The organism is Oikeobacillus pervagus (genome assembly GCF_030813365.1).
GTDB classification, from domain to species: domain Bacteria; phylum Bacillota; class Bacilli; order Bacillales; family DSM-23947; genus Oikeobacillus; species Oikeobacillus pervagus.
In genome coordinates, this window is record NZ_JAUSUC010000002.1 from 32804 (window position 1) to 55273 (window position 22470).

The 22470-nt window shown below is 37.6% G+C and carries 24 protein-coding genes and 2 riboswitches; of the genes, 3 read left to right on the forward strand and 21 right to left on the reverse strand.

The window, feature by feature from the left end; all coding sequences use genetic code 11:
• Positions 1 to 43: 43 nt before the first annotated feature.
• From J2S13_RS01080 to J2S13_RS01150, 15 genes are all read right to left on the reverse strand, one after another.
• The gene (locus tag J2S13_RS01080) at positions 44 to 454 is read right to left on the reverse strand and encodes an Asp23/Gls24 family envelope stress response protein (RefSeq protein ID WP_307255823.1); all 411 of its coding nucleotides are present in this window, start codon (positions 452 to 454) and stop codon (positions 44 to 46) included.
• A 26-nt stretch (positions 455 to 480) separates the two neighbouring features.
• Entirely contained in the window at positions 481 to 1830 is a 1350-nt protein-coding gene (accC, locus tag J2S13_RS01085; RefSeq protein ID WP_307255824.1) for an acetyl-CoA carboxylase biotin carboxylase subunit, read from the reverse strand.
• 13 nt (positions 1831 to 1843) lie between these two features.
• On the reverse strand, positions 1844 to 2344 hold the full coding sequence (gene accB, locus J2S13_RS01090) for an acetyl-CoA carboxylase biotin carboxyl carrier protein (RefSeq protein ID WP_307255825.1): 501 nt from the start codon (positions 2342 to 2344) through the stop codon (positions 1844 to 1846).
• 326 nt (positions 2345 to 2670) lie between these two features.
• Positions 2671 to 3219 carry a SpoIIIAH-like family protein gene (locus J2S13_RS01095; protein WP_307255826.1) on the reverse strand — a complete coding sequence of 183 codons (549 nt, stop codon included), beginning with the start codon at positions 3217 to 3219 and terminating at the stop codon, positions 2671 to 2673.
• Positions 3220 to 3222: 3 nt separating this feature from the next.
• Positions 3223 to 3885, reverse strand: a complete 663-nt coding sequence (gene spoIIIAG, locus J2S13_RS01100; protein ID WP_307255827.1) for a stage III sporulation protein AG — start codon at positions 3883 to 3885, stop codon at positions 3223 to 3225.
• Positions 3848 to 4495 carry a stage III sporulation protein AF gene (spoIIIAF, locus tag J2S13_RS01105; protein ID WP_307255828.1) on the reverse strand — a complete coding sequence of 216 codons (648 nt, stop codon included), beginning with the start codon at positions 4493 to 4495 and terminating at the stop codon, positions 3848 to 3850. Before spoIIIAF ends, spoIIIAG begins: the two co-directional genes overlap by 38 nt.
• Positions 4496 to 4505: 10 nt before the next feature.
• Positions 4506 to 5693: a stage III sporulation protein AE gene (spoIIIAE, locus tag J2S13_RS01110; RefSeq protein WP_307255829.1), complete on the reverse strand. Its 1188-nt coding sequence runs from the start codon at positions 5691 to 5693 to the stop codon at positions 4506 to 4508.
• 29 nt (positions 5694 to 5722) lie between these two features.
• The gene (spoIIIAD, locus tag J2S13_RS01115) at positions 5723 to 6109 is read right to left on the reverse strand and encodes a stage III sporulation protein AD (RefSeq protein ID WP_307255944.1); all 387 of its coding nucleotides are present in this window, start codon (positions 6107 to 6109) and stop codon (positions 5723 to 5725) included.
• Between the two features lie 22 nt (positions 6110 to 6131).
• Positions 6132 to 6335, reverse strand: coding sequence for a stage III sporulation protein AC (gene spoIIIAC, locus J2S13_RS01120; protein WP_307255831.1), 204 nt, complete (start codon positions 6333 to 6335; stop codon positions 6132 to 6134).
• 18 nt (positions 6336 to 6353) lie between these two features.
• Positions 6354 to 6869, reverse strand: coding sequence for a stage III sporulation protein SpoIIIAB (gene spoIIIAB / locus J2S13_RS01125; protein ID WP_307255832.1), 516 nt, complete (start codon positions 6867 to 6869; stop codon positions 6354 to 6356).
• Complete coding sequence (spoIIIAA, locus tag J2S13_RS01130; protein ID WP_307255833.1) at positions 6866 to 7792, reverse strand: stage III sporulation protein AA; 927 nt, start codon at positions 7790 to 7792, stop codon at positions 6866 to 6868. Before spoIIIAA ends, spoIIIAB begins: the two co-directional genes overlap by 4 nt.
• Before the next feature lie 243 nt (positions 7793 to 8035).
• Complete coding sequence (efp, locus tag J2S13_RS01135; protein WP_307255834.1) at positions 8036 to 8593, reverse strand: elongation factor P; 558 nt, start codon at positions 8591 to 8593, stop codon at positions 8036 to 8038.
• Between the two features lie 19 nt (positions 8594 to 8612).
• Positions 8613 to 9677: a M24 family metallopeptidase gene (locus J2S13_RS01140; protein ID WP_307255835.1), complete on the reverse strand. Its 1065-nt coding sequence runs from the start codon at positions 9675 to 9677 to the stop codon at positions 8613 to 8615.
• The gene (aroQ, locus tag J2S13_RS01145) at positions 9664 to 10125 is read right to left on the reverse strand and encodes a type II 3-dehydroquinate dehydratase (RefSeq protein WP_307255836.1); all 462 of its coding nucleotides are present in this window, start codon (positions 10123 to 10125) and stop codon (positions 9664 to 9666) included. Before aroQ ends, J2S13_RS01140 begins: the two co-directional genes overlap by 14 nt.
• A gap of 128 nt (positions 10126 to 10253) precedes the next feature.
• Positions 10254 to 10766 carry a YqhR family membrane protein gene (locus J2S13_RS01150; RefSeq protein WP_307255837.1) on the reverse strand — a complete coding sequence of 171 codons (513 nt, stop codon included), beginning with the start codon at positions 10764 to 10766 and terminating at the stop codon, positions 10254 to 10256.
• Positions 10767 to 10999: 233 nt separating this feature from the next.
• Between J2S13_RS01150 and J2S13_RS01155 the strand changes: the two genes are divergently transcribed.
• The gene (locus J2S13_RS01155; protein WP_307255838.1) at positions 11000 to 11944 is read left to right on the forward strand and encodes a DUF1385 domain-containing protein; all 945 of its coding nucleotides are present in this window, start codon (positions 11000 to 11002) and stop codon (positions 11942 to 11944) included.
• Between the two features lie 48 nt (positions 11945 to 11992).
• Positions 11993 to 12346, forward strand: coding sequence for an SA1362 family protein (locus tag J2S13_RS01160; protein ID WP_307255839.1), 354 nt, complete (start codon positions 11993 to 11995; stop codon positions 12344 to 12346).
• Between the two features lie 8 nt (positions 12347 to 12354).
• Here J2S13_RS01160 and J2S13_RS01165 read toward each other — a convergent pair whose 3' ends face one another.
• From J2S13_RS01165 to lipM, 3 genes are all read right to left on the reverse strand, one after another.
• On the reverse strand, positions 12355 to 13233 hold the full coding sequence (locus tag J2S13_RS01165; protein ID WP_307255946.1) for a patatin-like phospholipase family protein: 879 nt from the start codon (positions 13231 to 13233) through the stop codon (positions 12355 to 12357).
• A 170-nt stretch (positions 13234 to 13403) separates the two neighbouring features.
• Entirely contained in the window at positions 13404 to 15965 is a 2562-nt protein-coding gene (locus J2S13_RS01170) for a vitamin B12-dependent ribonucleotide reductase (protein WP_307255840.1), read from the reverse strand.
• A 341-nt stretch (positions 15966 to 16306) separates the two neighbouring features.
• Positions 16307 to 17146 carry an octanoyltransferase LipM gene (gene lipM, locus J2S13_RS01175; RefSeq protein WP_307255841.1) on the reverse strand — a complete coding sequence of 280 codons (840 nt, stop codon included), beginning with the start codon at positions 17144 to 17146 and terminating at the stop codon, positions 16307 to 16309.
• Between the two features lie 230 nt (positions 17147 to 17376).
• On the opposite strand from lipM, the gene J2S13_RS01180 reads away from it, so the two are divergent.
• Positions 17377 to 17760: a rhodanese-like domain-containing protein gene (locus J2S13_RS01180; protein WP_370873926.1), complete on the forward strand. Its 384-nt coding sequence runs from the start codon at positions 17377 to 17379 to the stop codon at positions 17758 to 17760.
• 172 nt (positions 17761 to 17932) lie between these two features.
• Here J2S13_RS01180 and gcvPB read toward each other — a convergent pair whose 3' ends face one another.
• Genes gcvPB through gcvT form a run of 3 tightly spaced genes read right to left on the reverse strand, consistent with a single transcriptional unit; the run spans position 17933 to position 21862 of the window.
• Complete coding sequence (gene gcvPB / locus J2S13_RS01185; RefSeq protein WP_307255843.1) at positions 17933 to 19396, reverse strand: aminomethyl-transferring glycine dehydrogenase subunit GcvPB; 1464 nt, start codon at positions 19394 to 19396, stop codon at positions 17933 to 17935.
• Entirely contained in the window at positions 19389 to 20735 is a 1347-nt protein-coding gene (gene gcvPA / locus J2S13_RS01190; RefSeq protein WP_307255844.1) for an aminomethyl-transferring glycine dehydrogenase subunit GcvPA, read from the reverse strand. Before gcvPA ends, gcvPB begins: the two co-directional genes overlap by 8 nt.
• Before the next feature lie 23 nt (positions 20736 to 20758).
• Positions 20759 to 21862 carry a glycine cleavage system aminomethyltransferase GcvT gene (gcvT, locus tag J2S13_RS01195; protein WP_307255845.1) on the reverse strand — a complete coding sequence of 368 codons (1104 nt, stop codon included), beginning with the start codon at positions 21860 to 21862 and terminating at the stop codon, positions 20759 to 20761.
• 162 nt (positions 21863 to 22024) lie between these two features.
• Positions 22025 to 22160: riboswitch (glycine riboswitch) on the reverse strand.
• Between the two features lie 3 nt (positions 22161 to 22163).
• A riboswitch (glycine riboswitch) is annotated at positions 22164 to 22254 on the reverse strand.
• Positions 22255 to 22470: the final 216 nt, after the last annotated feature.

Consider the following 22470-nt stretch of genomic DNA (forward strand, 5'->3'; position numbering starts at 1 on the left):
TAATCAGAAAAAAACCAAAGGTAAATCCCTTTGGTTTTTTTCTTTACATTTCCTCTACGAAATCGCCTTCAGGAGCTTTTGTTTCAAATTGAATCCCTACGATGTGAATATTGATTTCATCCGCTTCCAAAGCTGTCATGTTCAGCAATGCTTGGCGAATATTATCTTGGATTTTTTGAGCGACAGTAGGAATGGATACCCCAAATGTCATGACACAAAAAACATCCACTTTTATTCCATCTTCGACAAGTTCAACTTTTACACCTTTGCCATGATTTTTCTTTCCTAATCGTTCCACGACTCCTGAAGCAAAACCTCCACGCATTTGCGCAACTCCATCCACTTCAGAAGCGGCGATTCCCGCAATCACTTCAATGACTTCTGGGGCGATTTCAATTTTACCAAGGCCGTTTTCATGATTACTCATTTCCAAAACGTTTTTGTTTTCTGACATGAAAGTAACACCTCCGGCTTTGTTATTTATTTCATCACTTCATATTTCTCTAGGAATTTTGTATTAAAATCCCCTTCAACAAACTTCTCATGATTTAACAGTCTGAGATGGAAAGGAATAGTTGTATGGATTCCTTCCACAACAAACTCATTCAAAGCACGCTTCATCCGAGCGATTGCTTCGTCACGAGTGGCACCGTAAGAAATTACTTTCGCTATCATGGAATCGTAGAAAGGCGGAATCATATAGCCAGGGTAGGCAGCAGAATCCACCCGAACTCCTATGCCACCTGGTGGTAAATACATATTAATTTTACCTGGTGAAGGCATGAAATTCTTCGCAGGATTCTCTGCATTGATTCGGCATTCAATCGCCCATCCATTAAATTCAACATCTTCTTGGCGTAATGATAATTTTTCACCAGAAGCGACCAGAATTTGTTCTTTAATTAAGTCTACTCCTGTTACCATTTCAGTCACTGGATGCTCAACTTGAATTCTCGTATTCATTTCCATGAAGTAGAACTTACGGTGATTATAATCATAAATAAATTCTACTGTGCCGGCACCAGTATAGTCAACTGCTTTCGCTGCCTTAACTGCTGCCTCACCCATTTCTTTACGGACCTCTCCATCAAGAGCTGGTGATGGTGTTTCTTCTAATAATTTTTGTAGACGGCGTTGAATGGAACAATCACGCTCACCTAAATGAATAACATTCCCGTGTTGATCGGCTAACACTTGAATTTCAACATGGCGGAAATCTTCAATATATTTTTCAATATACACACCTGGATTTCCGAATGCTGTTGCCGCTTCCTGTTGGGTAATATTAATTCCTTTTTCAAGCTCCTGTTGGTCTCTAGCAACACGGATCCCTTTTCCGCCTCCACCAGCAGTTGCTTTAATAATAACAGGGTAACTCATTTCATTTGCTAATTGAATGGCTTCGTCTACACTATTAATAATCCCTTTAGACCCTGGTACGATAGGAACTCCGGCATCACGCATTGTTTCACGTGCAATATCTTTTGTACCCATTTTCGTAATGGCTTCAGGAGTAGGTCCAATAAATGTAATATCGCATTCACGACAAAGTTCTGCAAAATCTGCATTTTCGGCCAAGAAACCATAGCCTGGATGAATGGCATCACAGTTTGTCAATTTCGCTACACTAATAATATTTGTAAGACTTAAATAACTGTCTTTGGAAGCGGTAGGTCCAATACAATAGGCTTCATCAGCTAGTTGGACATGAAGGGCTTCTTTATCTGCTTCTGAATAAACAGCAACAGACTCAATCCCTAAATCACGGCATGCACGAATAACACGTACAGCAATTTCCCCTCGGTTTGCAATTAATATTTTTTTAATCATGCCAATCCCCCCCTTACTCAGGTTTCACTAGAAATAGTGGTTGACCATATTCAACTAATTGGCCGTCTTTCACTAAAACCTCAACAATTTCCCCTTCTACTTCTGCTTCAATTTCATTGAAAAGCTTCATTGCTTCCACGATACATACAACGGATTCTTCTGAAACTTTAGATCCTACTTTCACATATGCATCCTCATCAGGTGATGGCGATTGATAGAATGTACCTACCATAGGAGACGTGATTTTATGTAAGTTTGCATCATCGACATCTACCTTAGCTGCTGCCTTTGGTGCTTCTTCGACTTTTTTCTCTACTGCAGGTTTTGCTACAGGAGCACTTGCAGCTGGTGCTTTTGCTTCTTGTACTACTTGTTGAACAGGTTCTTGTTCAACATATGTAACACCTGTACGTTTTTTCATTTTCACCTTTGATCCGTCTGTCTCAACCACTAATTCATCAAGGCTCGACTGATCAATAAGTTTAATTAATTCTCTAATTTCTTGTACTTTCATTTCTGACACCCCTTAAAAAATATGACTAGCTACTAGAATGATACGATATATTAGAAAGATAATCCAATCTTTATCATAATTTTACCTAGTAGACTTATTCTATTTTATCACTCTTTTCAAAATATTAAATATTAAAAATAATATTTTAACTCACATCTTTTTCCAGATGTCTTAATTTCCCCCGTTTCCCCCTATTTATTCATCCATTAAGTGGAAAAGTTCCTCACAAAAAAAGCCAGTTCCTCCCCTCACGATGAATCGGATCTGACTTGCAACCGTCCACTTCATCGTTATGAGAAGGAAACCTGGCATTAAGGTCCTTCACTTTATTTTGTTGGTTGGAATTCAACATAAAGTGGTTGATATTCACCGATTTCATTTTCTACTAAGCGAATAATTTCGTTTGCTTCACTTGGGCTATGTTTCTCAGCCTTTACTGTAATTCTTACACTTTCTCCATCTGCTCTAACCAGGGCATCTTTATACCCTTTTGATTTAATCAATGTTTCCAATACGTTTTCTTTTGTCGCCATTTCTGTTAGAGTTTCCATTTGTTCATATGCTTTATTTTTTTCTTTTGCTGATAAGTCCTTTGATGCTACTTTTTCAGTTAAATCCTCCCGGAGTTTGTTTCTTTCATCTTGTAATTCTAAACGTAATACTTCAAATGCCTCATCACCAGCGGTTTCTGTAATTACTTCAACATTCCCTGTTTTATTCTTTTCTTTGCTTTGGGTTTGAATCTCCTCTTTTTTCTTTTCGTCAACAGCTAGATCCGTTCCTTGTTGATTTGGAGATGTAATATAGTAAACAGATAACACCACCACTAAACTCAACATTGTCAAAAGCCATACTGTTTGTTTTTTTAATAACATTCTTTATTCCCCTTTCGTTTTTTTAGGCATCACTGCTACACGATGACTTGGAACATCTAAAACCCTTGTAACAGCTTCAATTACCCATTTCTTCACTTGTATATTGTCAACTCCAGTAGCCACTACAAGAACACCTCTAATTTCTGGATTTCTCGTTTCAAGCACAATTGGGCTTTCCTTTTCACCCTTTCGGATAATGACGAGTTGCTCTTCCTTTGTTTGGTCTTCTATCTCCCTTTCGCCACCTTGTTTATCTGTCTCTTTCGTGACCTGTTTTTGCGTTGTAGTATTTTTTTCGAGTATTTTCTTTTCAGTTGCTTCTACATTCACAATGACTGTGACATCATTTACTCCGACGATTTCATCTAATGCTTCTTTTAACTGATTTTCATATTTTGTTTCATAATCTTTAATGGATTTTGGTTTCTGCTCTTTTTTTGCTCCAAAAGTTTCCACGTCTATTTGTTCCGTTTCCTGTTTAACAGCAGGTGTCGATAGATTTTTTTCAGTCCACATATTACTTATGAGCATAAAAGCAATTCCCACAAGACCAGCGATCAATAGCCATTTTGTTTTCTTTGGTGATTTATAATCATCTTTGTTTTCCTCATTTGGAGGTTTAAGATGATTAATAAGCTTTTTGAGCGGGCTTTGATTTGAACCCATCTTGATCCGCCCCCCCTTCTAAGTGAAGTTCTATTTTTGTACTTTCTACATCCCATATTTTTGAGAGAAATGATGTAACTTCTCCTTGTTCTCGATCATTCATCTTTGGGGGTAACGGTGTCGTTGTATTAATATCTACTTCATGGATGGAGTGGATTGAACTGTCACCCTCTGATTTTTTCAGGTAAACATGAATCATCGTCAATTGATCATTCCAATTTCCTTGGGTATCTTTCATTTCAACTTCAATTTTTTCAATCTCATTTTGATACTTCTGAATCAGCTCCTTTTCCGCTACGTTTTCTAATTGGACAGCCATCTGTTCTAAAATATATGCATGCTGAGATGCTTGTATTTCTTTTTTCTTCATTTCTACTAAATTTTCTACTTTATTCCCCTCCATATCCTTGCTGATCACAGACTGAAGTTGTTGATGAAAGTCCCCAGAAATTAGCTTTAAGATTGGGGTCATAATCACTAAAATGAGAAGGAGGCCAATGACCATTTTGGTATACTTTTGAAAATTAGATGAAGGAAGCAGCATCTCAACGACAATAGCCAAAAGAATAAATAGGATAATATTCGTAATCCAAGTGGTGATAAATTCCATGGTCTCCCCCCTACCGCACCATCATCGTGATATTTCCAGCTGTAATAATAATGGTGATACATAGAAAAAACATGATGGAAACGATGGCAAGTGAAGCGAAGATGTAGATGACACTTTTGCTAATGGTATCTAGACAGTTAATGATAGGACCACTCCCGAGAGGTTGTAGGATGGCAGCTGCAAATTTGTAAATGAGAGCAATAATGAGAATCTTGATTGCGGGAAATGCTGTCATAATCAATAAGATGGCTACGCCTGCAATGCCAACTGTATTTTTTAGCAATACCGATGCATTGACAACCGTATCTGCTGCATCGGTAAACATTTTTCCGATGACAGGCACAAAGTTCCCAGTAACAAATTTCGCTGTTCTCATTGCAACTCCATCCGTAACAGCTGTGGAGGTTCCTTGAACCGATATAACTCCTAGGAAAATGGTCATAAAAGCTCCAAGTATCCCGATGCTCCAATTTCTTAGTAGTTGGGCCAATTGGGTTACTTTATAATGAACGGATAATTGACTAACAATACTTAATAATGTGCTTAAAAATAACAAAGGCAACACAATATATTGAACGATCATCCCACTAGTATTCATGAGAAAAATAATCACTGGATGAAAGAAAGTGGCTGAAACAAATCCACCTGAAGTGGCAATTAATGCTAATAAAAAAGGGATTAGTGCCAATATAAAATGGATCATTCGTTCAATTGCATCTTCAGCATATTCCATCGCTGAGTGAAAACTATTTAAAGCCATAATAATTAACACAATAAAAACTATCGCATAGGCAATTTTGCTAATCGTTCCTTGTTCAAATGCATTTTGCAATGACTGTAAAAACATACAAAAAATCGTTAACATCATGATGGTTCCAAGGAGCTTTCCATTTAAAACAATTTCTTGAAAGGCGAATTTAATGATTCCTTTTACCCAACCTTCCATTGAAAATTGCTTTTCGCCTTTCATTAGTTCCATGAAAGACCCCTTCTGCATCTCAGGTAAATATCCACCATATTGGTCGATCATGTCTTCCCAATATCCTTTTAATTCCTCAATTCCTAAATCATCAAGTTGTTGCTCCACAAGTTGATCATCCTGATTGTTTTCCTTCGCTGAGAACTCTTCTGCTTGTACAATTTCTGGCCCTATACAAAACAGTAGTAACAAAAGCATTAATCGTGATATTTGCTGCATTGTTTTCACCACCATCAGCGAAAAGCTACTTATTTAGATGGAATCATCGAAATAACCGTTTCAATTAACAAGGTTAAAATGGGGATCGCCATGGCTAAAATGAGTATTTTCCCCGCTAACTCTACTTTTGCAGCCAATGCTCCCTGCCCCGCGTCTTTCGTAATTTGGGAAGCAAATTCAGCGATATACGCAATCCCGATAATTTTCAAAATCGTTTCAACATACATCATGTTCACATTGGCATTTTCTGCGATGCCTTTGATCATTTTGATAATTTCGTATATTCTATCTATTAAAAATAAAAAGATTCCACAACCGACAAAGAGGACGAGTAAAAAGGCAAAATTAGGTTTTTGTTCTTTTAAAATTAAGGTTAGAAAAACAGTTATAATGGCAATTCCAGCGATTTGAAGAATTTCAATGGCTCATCCCTCCCAATCAATGGAATAAAAAAACGGATTTAATTTTTTCGAATAAATCGTCAACGATTGAGGCTACCATAAAAAGAATATAAATGAAACCAAATAATGTCACCCATTGGGCATACTCCTTCTTCCCCACCTGATCAAGAATCGTATGTAAAAAAGCGACGACGATTCCAACACCAGCAATCTTAAAGATCACATCCACTTCAATCCCCATTTTCATTCCCCTCCATTTTTACAAAAGCAATATAATCAATAGGAGCCCGGATAAAAAACTTAAGCTTTTGATCATTTTTTCATAGCGAAGTTGGTTCTCCCTTGCATATTCCTCTTCTCTCTCCAGATAGGAAAGTGCAAGTAAAATTTGCTTTTGTTGAGTGATTCGATCATGTCGGCCAAGAGTTTCCCCAAATTGTTGCAAAATTTCAAAGTCTGTTGTTTTTAATGCTGTTTGATGTTTAATGTCAACCAAACTCATATCCCAGGCCGCTTTCACTGAAGTTTCAGTAGTTGTTAAATAATGAGTAAACTGATGGAACAATCTCGAAATAGGAACGGAAAGTTGATTGGAAATTTTCCGGGATGCTTCATGAAGTGGTGTGTGACCGTACATAATTTCCGCTTCTAATGTTTGAAGACCATTTTTTAATAACCGTAATTGTTTTGAACGCTCACTTAAATGTCTGGCCAATTCAAAACCGATCCATGTCGTGGTGATCAATATGATAGCTGCTCCTACTAATTTCATCATAGGGTGACACTCGCCTTATTCTGTATACATTCTCCGCTTGAATTTCGTATGGTGGCCGTAGGTTCCAAGCCTTCATGGCGATGAAGTTCCACATATCTTTCAATCATTCCACCTTGGACAATGTCCTGCAATAATGGTCTTTTTTTAATTTCTGATAATGATTCTCCATGTGTGGTCATGATGAGGGTGATTCCGGCATTAACGGCTTCCATAATGGCTTTTCGATCTTCCTCACGGCCAATTTCATCAACGACCAGTACATCTGGACTCATGGAACGGATCATCATCATCATCCCCTCTGCTTTTGGGCAAGCATCTAAAACATCGATCCTTGGCCCAAACGTAAGCTGAGGAATTCCATTCACACAACCCGCTATCTCTGAACGTTCATCAACAATCCCTACTTTTTGTGAATGAATATTTCTTTCATCATCGCCGGTTGAGACAAGCCTAGCCAAGTCGCGTAATAATGTCGTCTTTCCTGTTTGCGGTGGTCCGATAATCATCGTATGCATCCACCTTGTCTCAAATAGATAAGGAAGAAGCGGTTTACTAATTCCGATTTTCTCACGGGCAACCCGAATATTATAAGAAGAGAGATGACGAAGGCCTTTCACCTGACCATTCTCTAAAATTACTTTCCCTGCTAACCCAACACGATGTCCCCCTTCAATGGTGATGTACCCCCTCTTCAACTCTTCTTCTAATGTATAAAATGAGTGATGACTTAATTTATTAATAAAATGTTCGCCATCTTCTTCTGTAACTGTATATGGAAGAAACGTTGGCCTTCCCCTTGCAATAACTTCTAGAGGGCGAAGTATACGCATTCTAATCTCCTCCATATTTTCCTTTATAACAGAGGGTAAAAGGATCATTTGTTCAGCAATTGATTTAGGCAAATATGAATAAAAAGTTTCCATCATCATTCCTCCTCGTACATGCCCCTCGTTAATTCAATGTATTCTATTAATAATTGTTTATGACAAAATTTTTTATACTGAATTTGCGATCATTTTGAAAGGGGAAAATATGGGGTCTTTAGAGAAGGTTAATCTTTATATAGAGTACAAAAAAGCATCTGCTAAATAAGATAGCAGATGCTTCACCAATGAAATGGGATGATTAAATTTTACTAGCTTTGATTCCAAATAAAAATCGTTTTTTTATGCTCTTGAGACGTACGACCCATCGGAAGTATTGACAATGAGTACGTCCCCCTCATTCACAAAGAAAGGTACTTGAACAATTAGACCTGTTTCAACTTTTGCTGGTTTTGAACCACCAGAAGCGGTGTCACCTTTAATTCCTGGTTCAGTTTCTGTCACTTTTAACTCAACTGTGTTTGGAAGTTCAATACCTAATGTTTCTCCTTGGTACATCATAATATGTACTTCCATATTTTCTTTTAAAAATTTCAATTCATATTCAATTGCGGCTTCGTTTAATTCAATTTGTTCATAGGATTCATTATCCATGAAAACATGTTGATCACCATTCGCGTATAAATATTGCATTTTACGGTTATCGATTTGCGCCTTTCCGACTTTTTCACCAGCTCGGAATGTTTTCTCTTGGATCGCTCCTGTACGTAAATTACGTAATTTAGAACGAACAAATGCCGCTCCTTTTCCAGGTTTAACATGTTGGAAATCCATTACACGCCAAATGCCACCATCCACTTCAATTGTTAAACCTGTACGAAAATCGTTAACTGAAATCATTAAGGTTCCTCCTATAACGTTACAAAATAATTAATTCTTTCGTAGAATGTGTGAGTAACTCATTTCCACTTTCGGTTATGATGGTATCGTCCTCAATACGGACGCCACCTGTACCCGGCAAATAAATTCCTGGTTCAATGGTTACAGCCATTCCTGGTTGTAACATAATTTTGTCCGATCGTAAAGAAAGAGTCGGTGCCTCATGCACTTCGAGTCCAATTCCATGCCCTAATGAGTGACCAAATTGCTCCCCATATCCTTTTTCACTTATGTAATCACGGGCGATGGCATCGGCTTCCTTCCCAGTTAAGCCGGGTTTGATTTGATCGACAGAACGTAATTGTGCTTCAAGTACGATATTATACACATCTTTCATTTGTTCTGAAGGCTCACCAACGGCAATCGTTCTAGTAATATCAGAAACATACCCATTATAGTATGCTCCATAATCAAGTGTAACCATATCACCTGCTTCAATTACCTTTTTACTTGCGACACCGTGTGGTAAGGCAGAACGGTAGCCTGATGCGACAATTGTGTCGAAAGAAGATGAGGTTGCTCCACATTTTCTCATATAAAACTCTAATTCATTAGAAACATCAAGCTCACTTATTCCAGGCTTAATAAAATCTAATATATGTGTGAATGCTGCATCCGCAATATTCGCAGCTTCCTTTAATATCTTAATCTCTGATTCACTCTTAATCAAGCGCAAGTTTTCAATTAGGTTCTGAACTGGAACTAGTTCCCCTTTGAAGATATTCTGATATTGTTGATACACTCCGAAAGTAATGTAGTCTTGTTCAAATCCTAATTTTTTGATTCCTAATTTCTCTGCTTGTTTCACTACTTCTTCAATAATTGGACCTGAATGTTGAATAACTTCATATCCTTCAGCTTGTTTTGAAGCTTGTTCAGTATATCGAAAATCTGTAATAAATAATGCTTTATCAAAAGAAATAAGAACAACTCCCGAAGAGCCTGTAAAATTTGACATATAACGTCTATTATAAGGACTATTAATAAAAATTCCATCGATTCCATTTTTCTGAAATTGTTCACGAAGTTGATCAATTTTCCCCATTTTTCTTTTCCCCCTCTATCCACTGATTTAATGCTAATAAAGCGAGTTCATAGCCATGTAGGCCTAATCCAACAATTTGCCCGAAAGCAACGGGAGCAATTACAGATTGATGACGGAACTCTTCCCTTTTATGGACATTTGAAATATGAACTTCGATGACAGGTATAGAGATCGAAGCGATTGCATCCCTTAGTGCATAGCTATAATGGGTAAATGCCCCTGGATTGAAGATGATCCCATCAACATGTTCATCTGCTGCTTTATGTAGTCGGTTGATTAATTCCCCTTCTACATTCGATTGAAAGGCTTCTATTTCGACTCCTAATTCACTTCCCTTTGATCTTAAATGGTTCTCCAACATTTCCAATGTCTCAGTCCCATAAATCTCCGGTTCCCTTTTCCCTAACCTATTTAAGTTTGGGCCATTTAAAACTAATATTTTGGTCATTTCTTTCACCTTTGATTTCATAAAAGATTTAGTAAGGATATTTTACCATAAATTTCTTACCTATAAAGTGAAACATGATTCTTTCAAATGGAAAGGGCTTCAACCAGTTTAGGGAACTTACATGTAAGTTAACGGTTCAAGTCTTCATTTTGGTTTGCGCGTTCCACTTCAGAATTTTCAAATGATATCGAATATCCGATAAATACTCCATACAAAATGTACACACAAACACATGTCATAATCGTATTAAAATCTGTATCCTTCCATGACTTCATGCTTGGAAACATAGGATTTAAAATAAAGAAAACAATTAGAAACAAAAGAATTCCATAGAGTGCACCCGCCCACCACGATTTCACTTTTCTTAAAAGAGCATAATAAAGAAGTGCGGCCCCAATTGAAACGATTCCATATACGATAATGGATAAAATGATCCCAATCCATGTATTTCTCCAATGACCTACAGTAAAAGGTTCTAATATGATATTGGGCTCAATCTTTGTAAATTGAAACATATAGAAAAAGTAAGCCACTAAACTCCATATTACTCCACCAACAAATCCAGTTACAACCGTCATCATAATAAAAGACATGGGTTCTTCAGATTGATTCTGTTCTAATTTCCCCTCGTTTTCGCTCATATAGAACACCTCCATTTTGTAGTATATCCATGGACAAAAATCTATTGCATTCAAAAATAAGTTAAAGTTCCGTCCTCCCTATATACTGTAATTTTTGGTACAATAAGTAGAAGCATTCATTTTTCAAAAAGAGAGTAAAGGAATTGTCTCATTTCAATAGGTAATATTTAGAGGTTCTTTTAATTATTTTCGATCGATAATCAAGCAAAAAGAATGACGAAAGAGGTTTTGATATGAAAGAAAATCAGCCTATTTATGGTGGTCAAGCAGTAATCGAGGGGGTGATGTTTGGGGGTAAGCACCATACTGTTACAGCTATTAGGCGAAAAGATCAATCCATTGATTACTATCATTTGCCAAGGCAACCGAATCCTAGCCTTCAAAAATTGAAGAAAATTCCCTTTATAAGGGGAATTGTCGCCATATTTGAAGCGGCAGGCACTGGAACAAAGCATCTTAATTTTTCATCTGAGCGATATGATCTTGACCCTTCTGAAGACGGCCAGATTGAAAGTGCAGAAGAAACATCTAAATTAACACTGATCCTCGGAGTGGCAGCAGTTGGTGTACTATCCCTGCTTTTTTCAAAATTTGTTTTCACCCTCGTTCCCGTATTTCTAGCGGAACTAACTCGCCCACTATTTCAAAGTGACTTGGCTCAGATATTAATTGAGGGTTTTTTTAAACTATTATTATTACTTGCTTATATCTTTATCATCTCTTTAACCCCATTGATCAAACGAGTATTTCAATATCACGGTGCAGAGCATAAGGTGATTAATGCTTTTGAAAATGGGTTAGAATTAACGGTTCAAAATGTTCAGTCACAATCAAGACTTCATTATCGTTGTGGCAGCAGCTTCATTTTATTTACAGTCATTGTCGGTGTTTTTGTTTATTTGCTTGTACCCACAGACCCTTTATGGGTGAGAATATTAAACCGGATCGCCCTCATTCCTGTCGTTCTGGGAATTTCATTTGAAGTATTACAGTTTACGAACAAACTACGTAATATCCCAGTCTTAAAAGCCTTAGGGTATCCTGGATTATGGTTACAACTTATTACAACGAAAGAACCGAGCGATGATCAAGTGGAAGTGGCCATCGCATCCTTCCATGAATTATTAAAGTTGGAAAAAAGTAAAGAAAGACGGTTAAATGAGGAAGATATCGTCTAAAATAATCATAAGATAAATAATCATCATGCTTGATAGGAGGTGGCTTTTTTGAATCGACGTACAATACTCGTTTCGATTATCGTTATGTTTGCCGTCATTGGTTTCGTTTCGCTACTCGTTAGCCAGCCTCAGTACTTATTAAAACAATTTCTCTTTCTTGTTGTTTTCGTAGGTTTGATCTACGCCTTATATCAATTCATGATGAAAGGGAAGCTGAATAAGAAAGAGCAACAAGCATTTTTAAAAGCTGCACGTAAGTCCAAAAAGCGAATGCAAAAGAAACATCATTCCCATCATTCAACGAGCTCGCAGAAAAGAAAACCATTACGTAAACGAAGCCATGCACATTTGACGGTGATCGAAGGAAAAAAAGGCAAAAAGAAAAACCGTGCATCTTCCTAAATGTCTCTTCAATAGCTCCATTTTTTTAAAAATTCTCGAGCCGCTTTACGCCCTGTTTCGACTAGGGCGTGTTTTTTTTCATCATTTAATTCAAATTCGGTTGCAGATGTCCCATTTGTTTTGATAAAAATAATATTTTTTTCATGTTTCCTCGAAATATATCTAGCATCATGTGCATCCTTCATCGTTTGAAATAATGCATGGAATAATTGAAATGAATTGTGAATCGTATATTTCGGGTATTCGGAATAATGGGGACTTAATTTAATTCCAAGTACTGGCCTAGTTCTTCTGCCATCACGATCAAATAACCACATCGGAAAATTACTTAACACTCCCCCATCCACAATGAGTGATACACCATCCTGGCCTTTTAATTTAACAGGTTGAAAAAAATAAGGGATGGTACAGCTCATTCGGATGGCTCTTGCTACCGGGAAATGTTTCGGATGAATCCCATATTTTTTTAAATCATCTGGTAATACCAGCATTCTGCCCCTAGTGATATCAGAGGCAACTACACGTAAAGTTTGATTCGGTAGATCAGCAAATGTGACGACTCCTTTTAAGGCCAATTTCTCATTGATCCATGTTTCAAGTGCATTTCCTTTATATAGACCTAACTTCCAAAAAACTGCTAACCATTTAAATAGAGCGAAATCAATTGGACTAGTTGAATCCAGAAGCTTCATCGTGTCTAATTCATCTAATAATTGATAAATTTCCTTTGATTTATAACCAGCTGCTATAAAGGCTGCTACAATAGACCCTGCACTTGTACCCGCTAATCGCGAAAAGACATATCCTTTTTCCTCAATTTCTTGATAGGCGCCAACTAATGCAAAACCTTTAATACCTCCACCCGAAAAAACACCGTCAATCAACATATTCCCACCTCCGCTTCTATTCACTCCCCCTTTACTATAGTAATCACGCTAGTTTGTCTATTAGAACAAAAATCAAGGTGGAATTGTGGAAGATAGGGCCACTTCAACCATTCTTGAACAATTAAACAAGCCGAATTCGAATAAATCTCGAATTCGGCTTGTTTTCTAAATTAAAGACCACATTTTAATTGGGCTCCACAATTCGTACATGTATTGCAGCCACCCACTTCTTCTACCGTTCCTTTTCGGCAGACAGGACAAGTATTACCTACTTCATTTCCAATCGTAACGTTTGTTGAGCGTAGATCTTGTATTGTATCAACAAGAACAACCTTTTGTTTTTCAGTCTGTTGTTTTGCTTCCTCATAATCATCTAATCGATTTTCTTCCGCTTTTAATGTTAATACTTGAGAATCGCGGCTTCCATCAACATAAACAGTTCCGCCTTTTGCTCCACCCTTATATAATCGTTCATACACTTTTTCAACTTGCTCCACAGCATACCCTTTTGGCGCATTAACCGTTTTGGAGATTGAACTATCGATCCAGCGTTGGATGACACATTGAACATCTGCATGGGCCTCTGGTGCAAGATTCATTGCCGTAACAAACCAACGTGGTAAGTGGTCAGCATCTGCCTCTGGATGAGCCTGTAAATATTCTTGAACAATATCTGCCTTTACCTCAATAAATTTACCTAGGCGCCCACTTCGATAATAAGTGAAGGAAAAATAAGGCTCAAGCCCTGTAGAAACCCCCACCATTGTTCCAGTCGATCCAGTTGGAGCTACTGTCAGTAAATGAGAATTGCGCACGCCATGTTCAAGAATAGCTTGACGAACTTCCTCTGGCATCTTTTTCATATATCCAGTATGAATAAACGCATTTCTAAGTTTATTCGTTTGTTCTTCAGTCTTTCCAACTAAATATGGAAAACTTCCCTTTTCTTTCGCTAATTCAACCGAAGCCTTATAAGCAGTCGTCGCAATCGTCTCAAATAATTGATCAACTAATTGATTGCCTTCCTTAGATCCGTATTCTTTTTCACAGTAAATAAGCAAATCAGCTAGCCCCATAACGCCCAAGCCAACCCGGCGTTCACTTAAAGCTTGTTTTTTATTTTCTTCTAAAAAGTAAGGAGTTGCATCTATGACATTATCTTGAAGTCTAACTCCAACCTCGACCGTCCGCTTTAACTTTTCAAAATTGACTGTTTTCGTTTCTTTATCTGCCATTTCAGCCAAGTTAACTGCGGCTAAGTTACAAACAGAGTATGGAGCCAAAGGTTGCTCCCCACATGGATTTGTTGCAACTACTTGCTGTCCGTATGCTTTTGCATTTGTCATTTCATTCGCATTATCAATGAAGAAGATCCCCGGCTCTGCTGAATAAGTTGCACAAATATTAATAAGGTTCCAAAGTTCACGGGCTTGGATTTTTCGATACGTTCTTACCTTATGTCCAAGCTTTTCCCATTCACGGACATCTCCAACTTTATGCCATTCTTGGTTGTATACATCCATTTCCTGTTCATTATATGTTTCTACAGCTGGAAAACGGAGTTCATATTCTTTATTATTTTCAACTGCTTGCATAAAATCTTTTGTTAAGCAAACGGAAATATTAGCACCTGTTAAAAACTCAGGATTGTGAACTGAATAAGTTCCACCTGTGCGTAGTTTTTCTTCGGCATCTTTAATAATCGCCTCGCTAAATCCACCATATCCTGGAATTTCCTTATAATTTACGATTCCTTGATACATGACTTCTTCTTGCAACGTAAGGGGAATAAATTTTAATTTTTCTTCCGCTGATTTTTTGATTCGCTCATCCTTTGTATTTTCAATTAGGAAACGTAGAATTCTCGGATTTTGCATTTTAGATACGATGAATTCGACGATATCTGGATGCCAATCTGCTAACATGATCATTTGTGCCCCTCTACGGGAACCGCCTTGTTCAACGAGATGAGTTAATTTTGCGATATCATCTAGCCATGAAACAGAACCTGATGATTTTCCGTTTACACCTTTTGCCAATGTATTTCGTGGGCGTAATGTTGAACCATTTGTCCCTACACCTCCACCACGACTCATAATTTCCATCACTTGCTTTCGATGTTCAGAAATTCCTTCGCGGGAGTCGGGTACAAACGGCATAACGTAGCAATTAAAGTATGTAACATCTGTTTCAGACCCAGCCCCATATAATACACGCCCTGCAGGTATAAAACGAAGATTGACGAGTTCATCATAAAACTTTTCAAACCATTCTTGACGTTTTTCATCTGTTTTTTCAACAGAAGCTAATCCTGTTGCATTTCTTTTGGCGATTTGTTCATAAAAAACCTCTAATGGCTTCTCAATGACATCTAACGAACGACAAACAGTACCCGATTTCGCTTCTTGTGGATCATCAATGGCACTGCGAAATTCTTCTTCAATCCATACAGTTGCTTTTTTATTTTGCCAATCAATTTTTTTAATATATCCTAGGCCTCTTGCAGGAAATTTCGGATCCTCTTTGACAGTAAGAACAACGAAGTCCCCCTCTGTTAAAGTAAGCTTTTCAGTGTCTTTAAAAGAATATCTATCAATCATTACAAGACGGGAAACACCTTTATGTGTAAGTTTCATATCTGGGGTAATAGGATGGACCTGTGGAAAAAGATGAATATCTTTATTTAATTTCTCCGTATTCAAAGTCATACCTTTTTTTGACGCAACAGACATTTTGACAACTCCTTTTCTTAAACAAAAAAATCATTCTTTCTTATCTATTAAGTTAGCATATCAATATATGAGGACAATAGACGCTAAATACACAATATATTGTGTATATCATTTTATTGCACTTACTATATATTGATTTAGAATGACTTTTTTGTCAAGAGAAGAAAAAGCTAGATTTGATAGTAAATCACTGTTTTTTCTATTAAAACGCTGAATTTCAGGAAGAATAAATAAATTTTCAAGGTTGCAAGTAGAATACAAATACTATGTAACAGGCCATAACAAAGTATTTCATCCAAAGCAAAAAGAAAAAAGCGAGTAGATTATCGCTTTCTCCTTTTCTATCGTTTAAAATTCCACTCCGTAGATTTATACCGTCTCTTTGCTAGATCATTTACATAAGCAAGCTGATCTGCCGTTAATTCATATGGTTTTAATTCGATACCTAAACCTTCCTCAAAACCTTGTTTAAAAGCATTCCTTGCCATGTCAATGGTCACCCTAGTTGGGCTTAAGTCGTTGATCGCAACCGCTTTTGATTTTAACGCTTTTTGCATACGCTCTTTCACACGCTCATTGCGATATTTAAATAGGCTAAAGAGCTTCTCTTCATCTAAGTCTAAAAGAATAGACCCATGCTGCAGTATAATCCCCTTTTGGCGTGTTTGCGCGCTTCCTGCTACTTTTCTCCCTTCGACAACTAACTCATACCAACTTGGAGCATCAAAGCAAACAGATGAACGGGGATTCTTTAACTTACTTTTTTCTTCATCCGTATGGGGCACAGCAAAGTACGCATCAAGCCCTAAATGATGAAACCCTTTTAAAATCCCAGCTGAAATCACCCGATAGGCCTCTGTTACCGACGAAGGCATTTTCGGATGCTCTTCTGTCACAATGACACTATACGTTAATTCATGTTCATGTAGTACGCCTCTTCCCCCAGTCGGACGGCGTACAAATCCAAGATGATGTTTCTTTACAGCATCTAAGTCAATTTCCTTTTCTACCTTTTGAAAATAACCGATGGATAAGGTAGCTGGATCCCAACCATAGAAGCGGATAACGGGAGGAATTACTCCTTCACTATGCCAATCCAATAAAGCCTCGTCTAAAGCCATGTTAAACGATGGGGAATGAGCTTGATAGTCAATAAACCCCCAAACTTCTTGATCCGTCATAAGCGCAAACCTCGCTTTTAATATTTTTCTTTTACTAGTCTAACAAATGATGAAAGAAAAACAAAGAACATCGGTTTATTTCTGATTATTCCAATAATAATGCAGTTGTCCTAACTAAAAAATGAGCAAAAAACTCAGGTAGAAAAATCTCAATGATTCGTAAAAAATTTTTGATTCTATTTCCATTGATGATTATAATAGAATATAGTGTAAAACCGTAGAAAGGGGCAATATCATTGCTGTATACCATTGCATTCATTTTAGGAGCAATTATTATTTATTCATTATTCACGTATTTTTATCAAAAAAAAATCGTCAAAACATTGAGCGAAGAAGAATTTAAAGCGGGATACCGTAAAGCCCAATTAATTGATGTACGTGAACCAAATGAATTTGATGCGGGACATATCCTAGGAGCCCGAAATATTCCATTATCTCAAATGAAGATGCGAATGAAAGAAATTCGTCCTGATAAACCTGTTTATTTATATTGTCAAACAAGCATGAGAAGTGGCCGCGCAGCCCAAACTCTTTATCGCAAAGGATATCGCGATTTATATTTATTAGAAGGCGGCTTTAAGAAATGGTCTGGAAAAATTAAGACAAAAAACTAAAAACATTTCATTTAGTAAAAGTAAGTTTTCAAGCTACTGAAATATGAATATTATTTGTTCATTATAAAATCAATCGGTGTCATACTGATTGATTTTTTGATGTTTCATATGAAGAAAAGTGAAAAAAGCCCCCTAATGGTGATATACTGCTTTCACTAGGGGGCTTGATTGTTTACGATTCTTTCGTATATTTTAATACAGGTTTTCTTGCTGCTAGCGTTTCATCCAAACGACCAACAACCGTTGTATGTGGAGCTTCTTGAACAATTTCCGGATTTTCTTCCGCTTCTTTTGAAATTTGAATCATCGCATCGATAAAAGCGTCTAATGTCTCTTTCGACTCTGTTTCAGTCGGTTCGATCATCATTCCCTCTTCCACATTTAATGGGAAATAAATAGTAGGTGGGTGATAACCGAAATCTAACAGGCGTTTCGCCATATCTAAAGTGCGCACACCTAATTTCTTTTGTCGTTTACCACTCAACACAAACTCATGCTTACAATGACGATCAAATGGTAGTTCAAAATATGGCGCTAATCTTCTCATCATATAGTTCGCATTAATGACGGCATTCTCAGTAACCGCCTTTAATCCATCTGGCCCCATTGTACGGATGTACGTATACGCACGAACATTAATTCCAAAGTTTCCGTAATAAGCTTTCACTCGGCCGATCGACTGTGGACGATCATAATCCAATTGAAATTGCTCATTTTTTTTCACAATTAATGGTTTTGGTAAAAATGGAATGATCTCCGCTTTTACGCCTACAGGACCAGAACCAGGGCCACCGCCACCATGAGGGCCTGTAAATGTTTTGTGAAGATTTAAATGGACAACGTCAAATCCCATATCTCCAGGACGTACTTTTGATAAAACAGCATTTAAATTGGCTCCATCATAGTATAATTTACCTCCAGCACCATGAACAATCTCCGCCATCTCAAGAATATGTTCTTCAAAAAGCCCTAATGTATTTGGGTTTGTTAGCATTAAAGCTGCTATATCATCCCCAACTACCCGTCTTAAATCTTCTAGATCAACTAAGCCATTCTCATTGGATTTCACTGTGACCGTTTCAAATCCGGCTACAGTTGCAGACGCAGGGTTCGTTCCATGAGCAGAGTCAGGAACGATGACTTTCGTACGGTGGAAATCGCCATTGGATTCATGGAAAGCGCGAATCATCATCAAACCAGTCCATTCCCCTTGCGCACCCGCTGCTGGTTGTAAAGTGACTTCATCCATTCCAGTAATTTCTTTTAAATGTTCTTGGAGATCATACATTAATTCAAGTGAACCTTGAACCGTTTCTTCCGCTTGGTATGGATGAACATATGAAAACCCTTCAAATCGAACAACATCCTCGTTCACTTTTGGATTGTATTTCATCGTACATGAGCCAAGTGGGTAAAATCCAGAATCGACACCATGGTTGCGATTGGATAACGCTGTGTAATGACGAATAATATCAAGTTCAGAGACTTCAGGAAGTTCTGCTTCTTCTTCTCGAATATATTCATCGGGAATAATGGATGAAAGCTCCATTTCCTCGATATCTAATTCTGGCAAACTATGTCCGATACGACCTTCTTTAGATAATTCAAAAATAAGAGGTTGATCTTGCTTATTCATGGCCATCCCCCAATTCCTTAACAAATAAGTCAATTTCTTCTTTCGTTCTCAGTTCTGTCACAGCAACTAACATATGTTGTTCCAAATCACCATCATCACGACCGAGGTCATAACCGCCAATCATCCCTTTAGTTAGTAACTGTTTATTGATTTCACTTACAGGCTTATCTAATTTAACGACAAATTCATTGAATGATGGACCATCAAAAGCAATGTCGAATCCTTGAGCCTTTAATAACGTCTTTGCATAATGAGCCTTTTGGATATTTTGAATGGACATTTCTTTTAATCCTTTTTTTCCAAGAGCCGTCATGGCAACACTTGCAGCTAAGGCGTTTAATGCCTGATTTGAGCATATATTAGAAGTTGCTTTATCTCGACGAATATGCTGTTCTCTCGCTTGTAATGTCAACACAAACCCACGAGTTCCATTTTCATCTACGGTTTGACCGACAAGACGGCCAGGGACTTTCCTCATAAGCTTTTTAGTGACGGCGAAATATCCACAATGTGGCCCCCCAAATGATGCAGGAATCCCGAATGGCTGAGCATCGCCGATGACAATATCTGCACCGAGTTTTCCTGGTGGTGTTAAGGCGCCTAATGCTAATGGGTTAGAGGACACAACAAACAATGATTTTTTTTCATGAATCACTTTTTCAATCTCTTGTAATGATTCAATTCGCCCAAAGAAGTTTGGATATTGAATAATGACAGCTGCAGTATCCTCATCAATCATCTCACTCAATTTCGATAAATCCGTCACACCCTCAGAATGGGGAACTTCTTGAATTTCAATATTTTGACCTTTCGCATACGTATTTAAAATAGCACGTGATTCTGGATGGACTGCTTTTGATACTAGTACTTTTTTTCGCTTCGTTTGACCCGCACTTAACATCGCTGCTTCAGCTAATGCAGTACTACCGTCATACATAGATGAATTGGCTACATCCATTCCCGTTAATTCACAAATCATCGTTTGAAATTCAAAAATAGCTTGTAACTCACCTTGGGAAATTTCCGGTTGGTATGGAGTATAAGCTGTGTAAAATTCTGAGCGTGAAATGACATGATCGACAATGGATGGAATATAATGATCATACACCCCTGCTCCTAAAAAAGACGGTACTTGTTTTGTATGGATATTTTTACTAGCTAATTGAGCCAACTCTTTTTTTAGTGCAGCTTCCGATTTTGCAGGCTTGATATTATACTCACCCTTAAAACGAACTTCTTCCGGAATATCTTGAAAAAGCTCTTCAACGGAAGAAACTCCGATGGCATCTAACATTTCTTTTTGATCTGTTTCAGTCATTGGTAAATAACGATGCTTCATTTGAATCCCCCTCATCTCTTCCCTTATTTAGATCTTTTATAAAATGGTGTTGGGATAATTTTGGCTGTTACCCGCTTTTTGCGGATTTCAACTTGGATTTCTTTCTCTAATTGGGCTTTTTCAGCTTGAACCAGGGCCAACCCAATATTTTTCTTTAATGTAGGTGACTGTGTCCCTGTTGTGACAAAACCAATTTCCTTTTCTTCACTTAAAACGGGATAGCCGTGTCGAGGAATCCCTCTTTCCACCATTTCAATCCCTACTAACTTCCGCTCTAAACCATTTTCTTTTTGCTCTTTTAACGCTTTTTTCCCTATAAAGTCTACTTCTTTTTCGGTCTTTACAGCAAAACCGATTCCTGCTTCAAGTGGGGATATATCAGCAGAAAGCTCTTGCCCATACAACGGAAGACCTGCTTCAAACCGCAGAGTATCCCGTGCCCCCAAACCACAAGGTAGAACATCTTGAGTCTTCCCAGCTTCTAAAATATCCTTCCAAAGTTTTGGTGCATCTTCACTTCGGCAGTAAATTTCAAATCCATCTTCTCCTGTGTAGCCTGTACGAGAAAGGAGCACCTTTGATCCATTTAGGTCGACATTATGTTTAAACTTAAAGAACTTAATTTCTTTTAGATTCATGTCCTTCACGAGAGTTTGTAAAACCTGCTCAGCTAAAGGACCTTGTAAGGCCAATTGTCCCCATTGATTCGAAGCATTTTGAATTTCTACTTCACCTTCTTGGTGCTTCGATAACCACCGGAAATCTTTTTCGGTATTTGCGGCATTGACGACTAATAGGTAATCCTGTTCATCAAGCATATAAATAATTAAATCATCTACTGTACCGCCCTTTTCATCACACATGGCAGTGTAAATGGCCCCTTGTGGCTTTACACGAGAGATATCATTCGTCATCATTTTTTGTAAAAATGGTAGACTATCCTTCCCTCTTACTGTAATTTCCCCCATATGTGATACATCGAATAAACCCGCTCTCTTTCTTACAGCCTCATGTTCCTCTTTAATACTCGAAAATTGTACTGGTAGCTCCCATCCCCCGAAGTCAATTGTTTTTGCCCCGTATTCCTTATAGAGTTCAAATACTGGTGTACGTTCAAGTGTCGACATAACAAAATCCCCCTTATTTTTTTATGATCCATTTAAACTAATACTCTTTTTCCCGAAAATGTTGATTACTACCCAAAAACGATTAAACATCAACTTATTGAATAGTGCCAAAATTCACGAAAATAGGCATAATAAAAAAGACAAAGAACCCATATATGAGTCCTCTGTCCATGTACCTGAAAGTTTGACCTACTAATAGAAGGCTTTCTTCTTTGGTGGTTTCCCCCTAATAGCTTCAAAAAGTGGGATGGCAATTGCCGGTTTCCGATTTGAGCCATTAAAGAAACACTCTCCAGAGATGCGTCCAACAAGAGTTCTTTTGCCTGAGAGATTCACATCATACATGCTTGCTCCTTCGGCGCTGCCTTGGCAGACTCTCCCCTTGTCTTCATTCGCCAATATTTAGTTTATAAATGGATATACTAAAAAATAGAAAACACTTATGAACTGAAGCGGATTATTCGGAAATTGTTAAAATTAAGAGTTTTACTATTCAATCTCATCCTACCATTAAATGATCCTTTTCGGCAATCCTTTTTATAAAGTGAAACTTCATTTCAGTGAGGGGTTCTTCATCCCCCACTGAATGTTAGTTGACCTTATCGGAC

Coding starts and splice junctions, on each gene's coding strand:
- accC (WP_307255824.1), bottom strand. CDS start 1,830: ATGATTAAAAAAATATTAATTGCAAACCGAGGGGAAATTGCTGTACGT.
- J2S13_RS01140 (WP_307255835.1), bottom strand. CDS start 9,677: ATGGGGAAAATTGATCAACTTCGTGAACAATTTCAGAAAAATGGAATC.
- J2S13_RS01080 (WP_307255823.1), bottom strand. CDS start 454: ATGTCAGAAAACAAAAACGTTTTGGAAATGAGTAATCATGAAAACGGC.
- J2S13_RS01165 (WP_307255946.1), bottom strand. CDS start 13,233: ATGTTGATTGACGGTGTTTTTTCGGGTGGAGGTATTAAAGGTTTTGCA.
- J2S13_RS01170 (WP_307255840.1), bottom strand. CDS start 15,965: ATGTCTGTTGCGTCAAAAAAAGGTATGACTTTGAATACGGAGAAATTA.
- gcvT (WP_307255845.1), bottom strand. CDS start 21,862: ATGTCGACACTTGAACGTACACCAGTATTTGAACTCTATAAGGAATAC.
- lipM (WP_307255841.1), bottom strand. CDS start 17,146: ATGACGGATCAAGAAGTTTGGGGGTTTATTGACTATCAAGCTCATTCC.
- spoIIIAF (WP_307255828.1), bottom strand. CDS start 4,495: ATGGAATTTATCACCACTTGGATTACGAATATTATCCTATTTATTCTT.
- spoIIIAG (WP_307255827.1), bottom strand. CDS start 3,885: ATGGGTTCAAATCAAAGCCCGCTCAAAAAGCTTATTAATCATCTTAAA.
- accB (WP_307255825.1), bottom strand. CDS start 2,344: ATGAAAGTACAAGAAATTAGAGAATTAATTAAACTTATTGATCAGTCG.
- spoIIIAE (WP_307255829.1), bottom strand. CDS start 5,693: ATGCAGCAAATATCACGATTAATGCTTTTGTTACTACTGTTTTGTATA.
- J2S13_RS01155 (WP_307255838.1), top strand. CDS start 11,000: ATGAAAGAAAATCAGCCTATTTATGGTGGTCAAGCAGTAATCGAGGGG.
- gcvPA (WP_307255844.1), bottom strand. CDS start 20,735: ATGAAGCATCGTTATTTACCAATGACTGAAACAGATCAAAAAGAAATG.
- J2S13_RS01095 (WP_307255826.1), bottom strand. CDS start 3,219: ATGTTATTAAAAAAACAAACAGTATGGCTTTTGACAATGTTGAGTTTA.
- efp (WP_307255834.1), bottom strand. CDS start 8,593: ATGATTTCAGTTAACGATTTTCGTACAGGTTTAACAATTGAAGTGGAT.
- spoIIIAC (WP_307255831.1), bottom strand. CDS start 6,335: ATGGGGATTGAAGTGGATGTGATCTTTAAGATTGCTGGTGTTGGAATC.
- spoIIIAB (WP_307255832.1), bottom strand. CDS start 6,869: ATGATGAAATTAGTAGGAGCAGCTATCATATTGATCACCACGACATGG.
- gcvPB (WP_307255843.1), bottom strand. CDS start 19,396: ATGAATAAGCAAGATCAACCTCTTATTTTTGAATTATCTAAAGAAGGT.
- spoIIIAA (WP_307255833.1), bottom strand. CDS start 7,792: ATGGAAACTTTTTATTCATATTTGCCTAAATCAATTGCTGAACAAATG.
- aroQ (WP_307255836.1), bottom strand. CDS start 10,125: ATGACCAAAATATTAGTTTTAAATGGCCCAAACTTAAATAGGTTAGGG.
- J2S13_RS01150 (WP_307255837.1), bottom strand. CDS start 10,766: ATGAGCGAAAACGAGGGGAAATTAGAACAGAATCAATCTGAAGAACCC.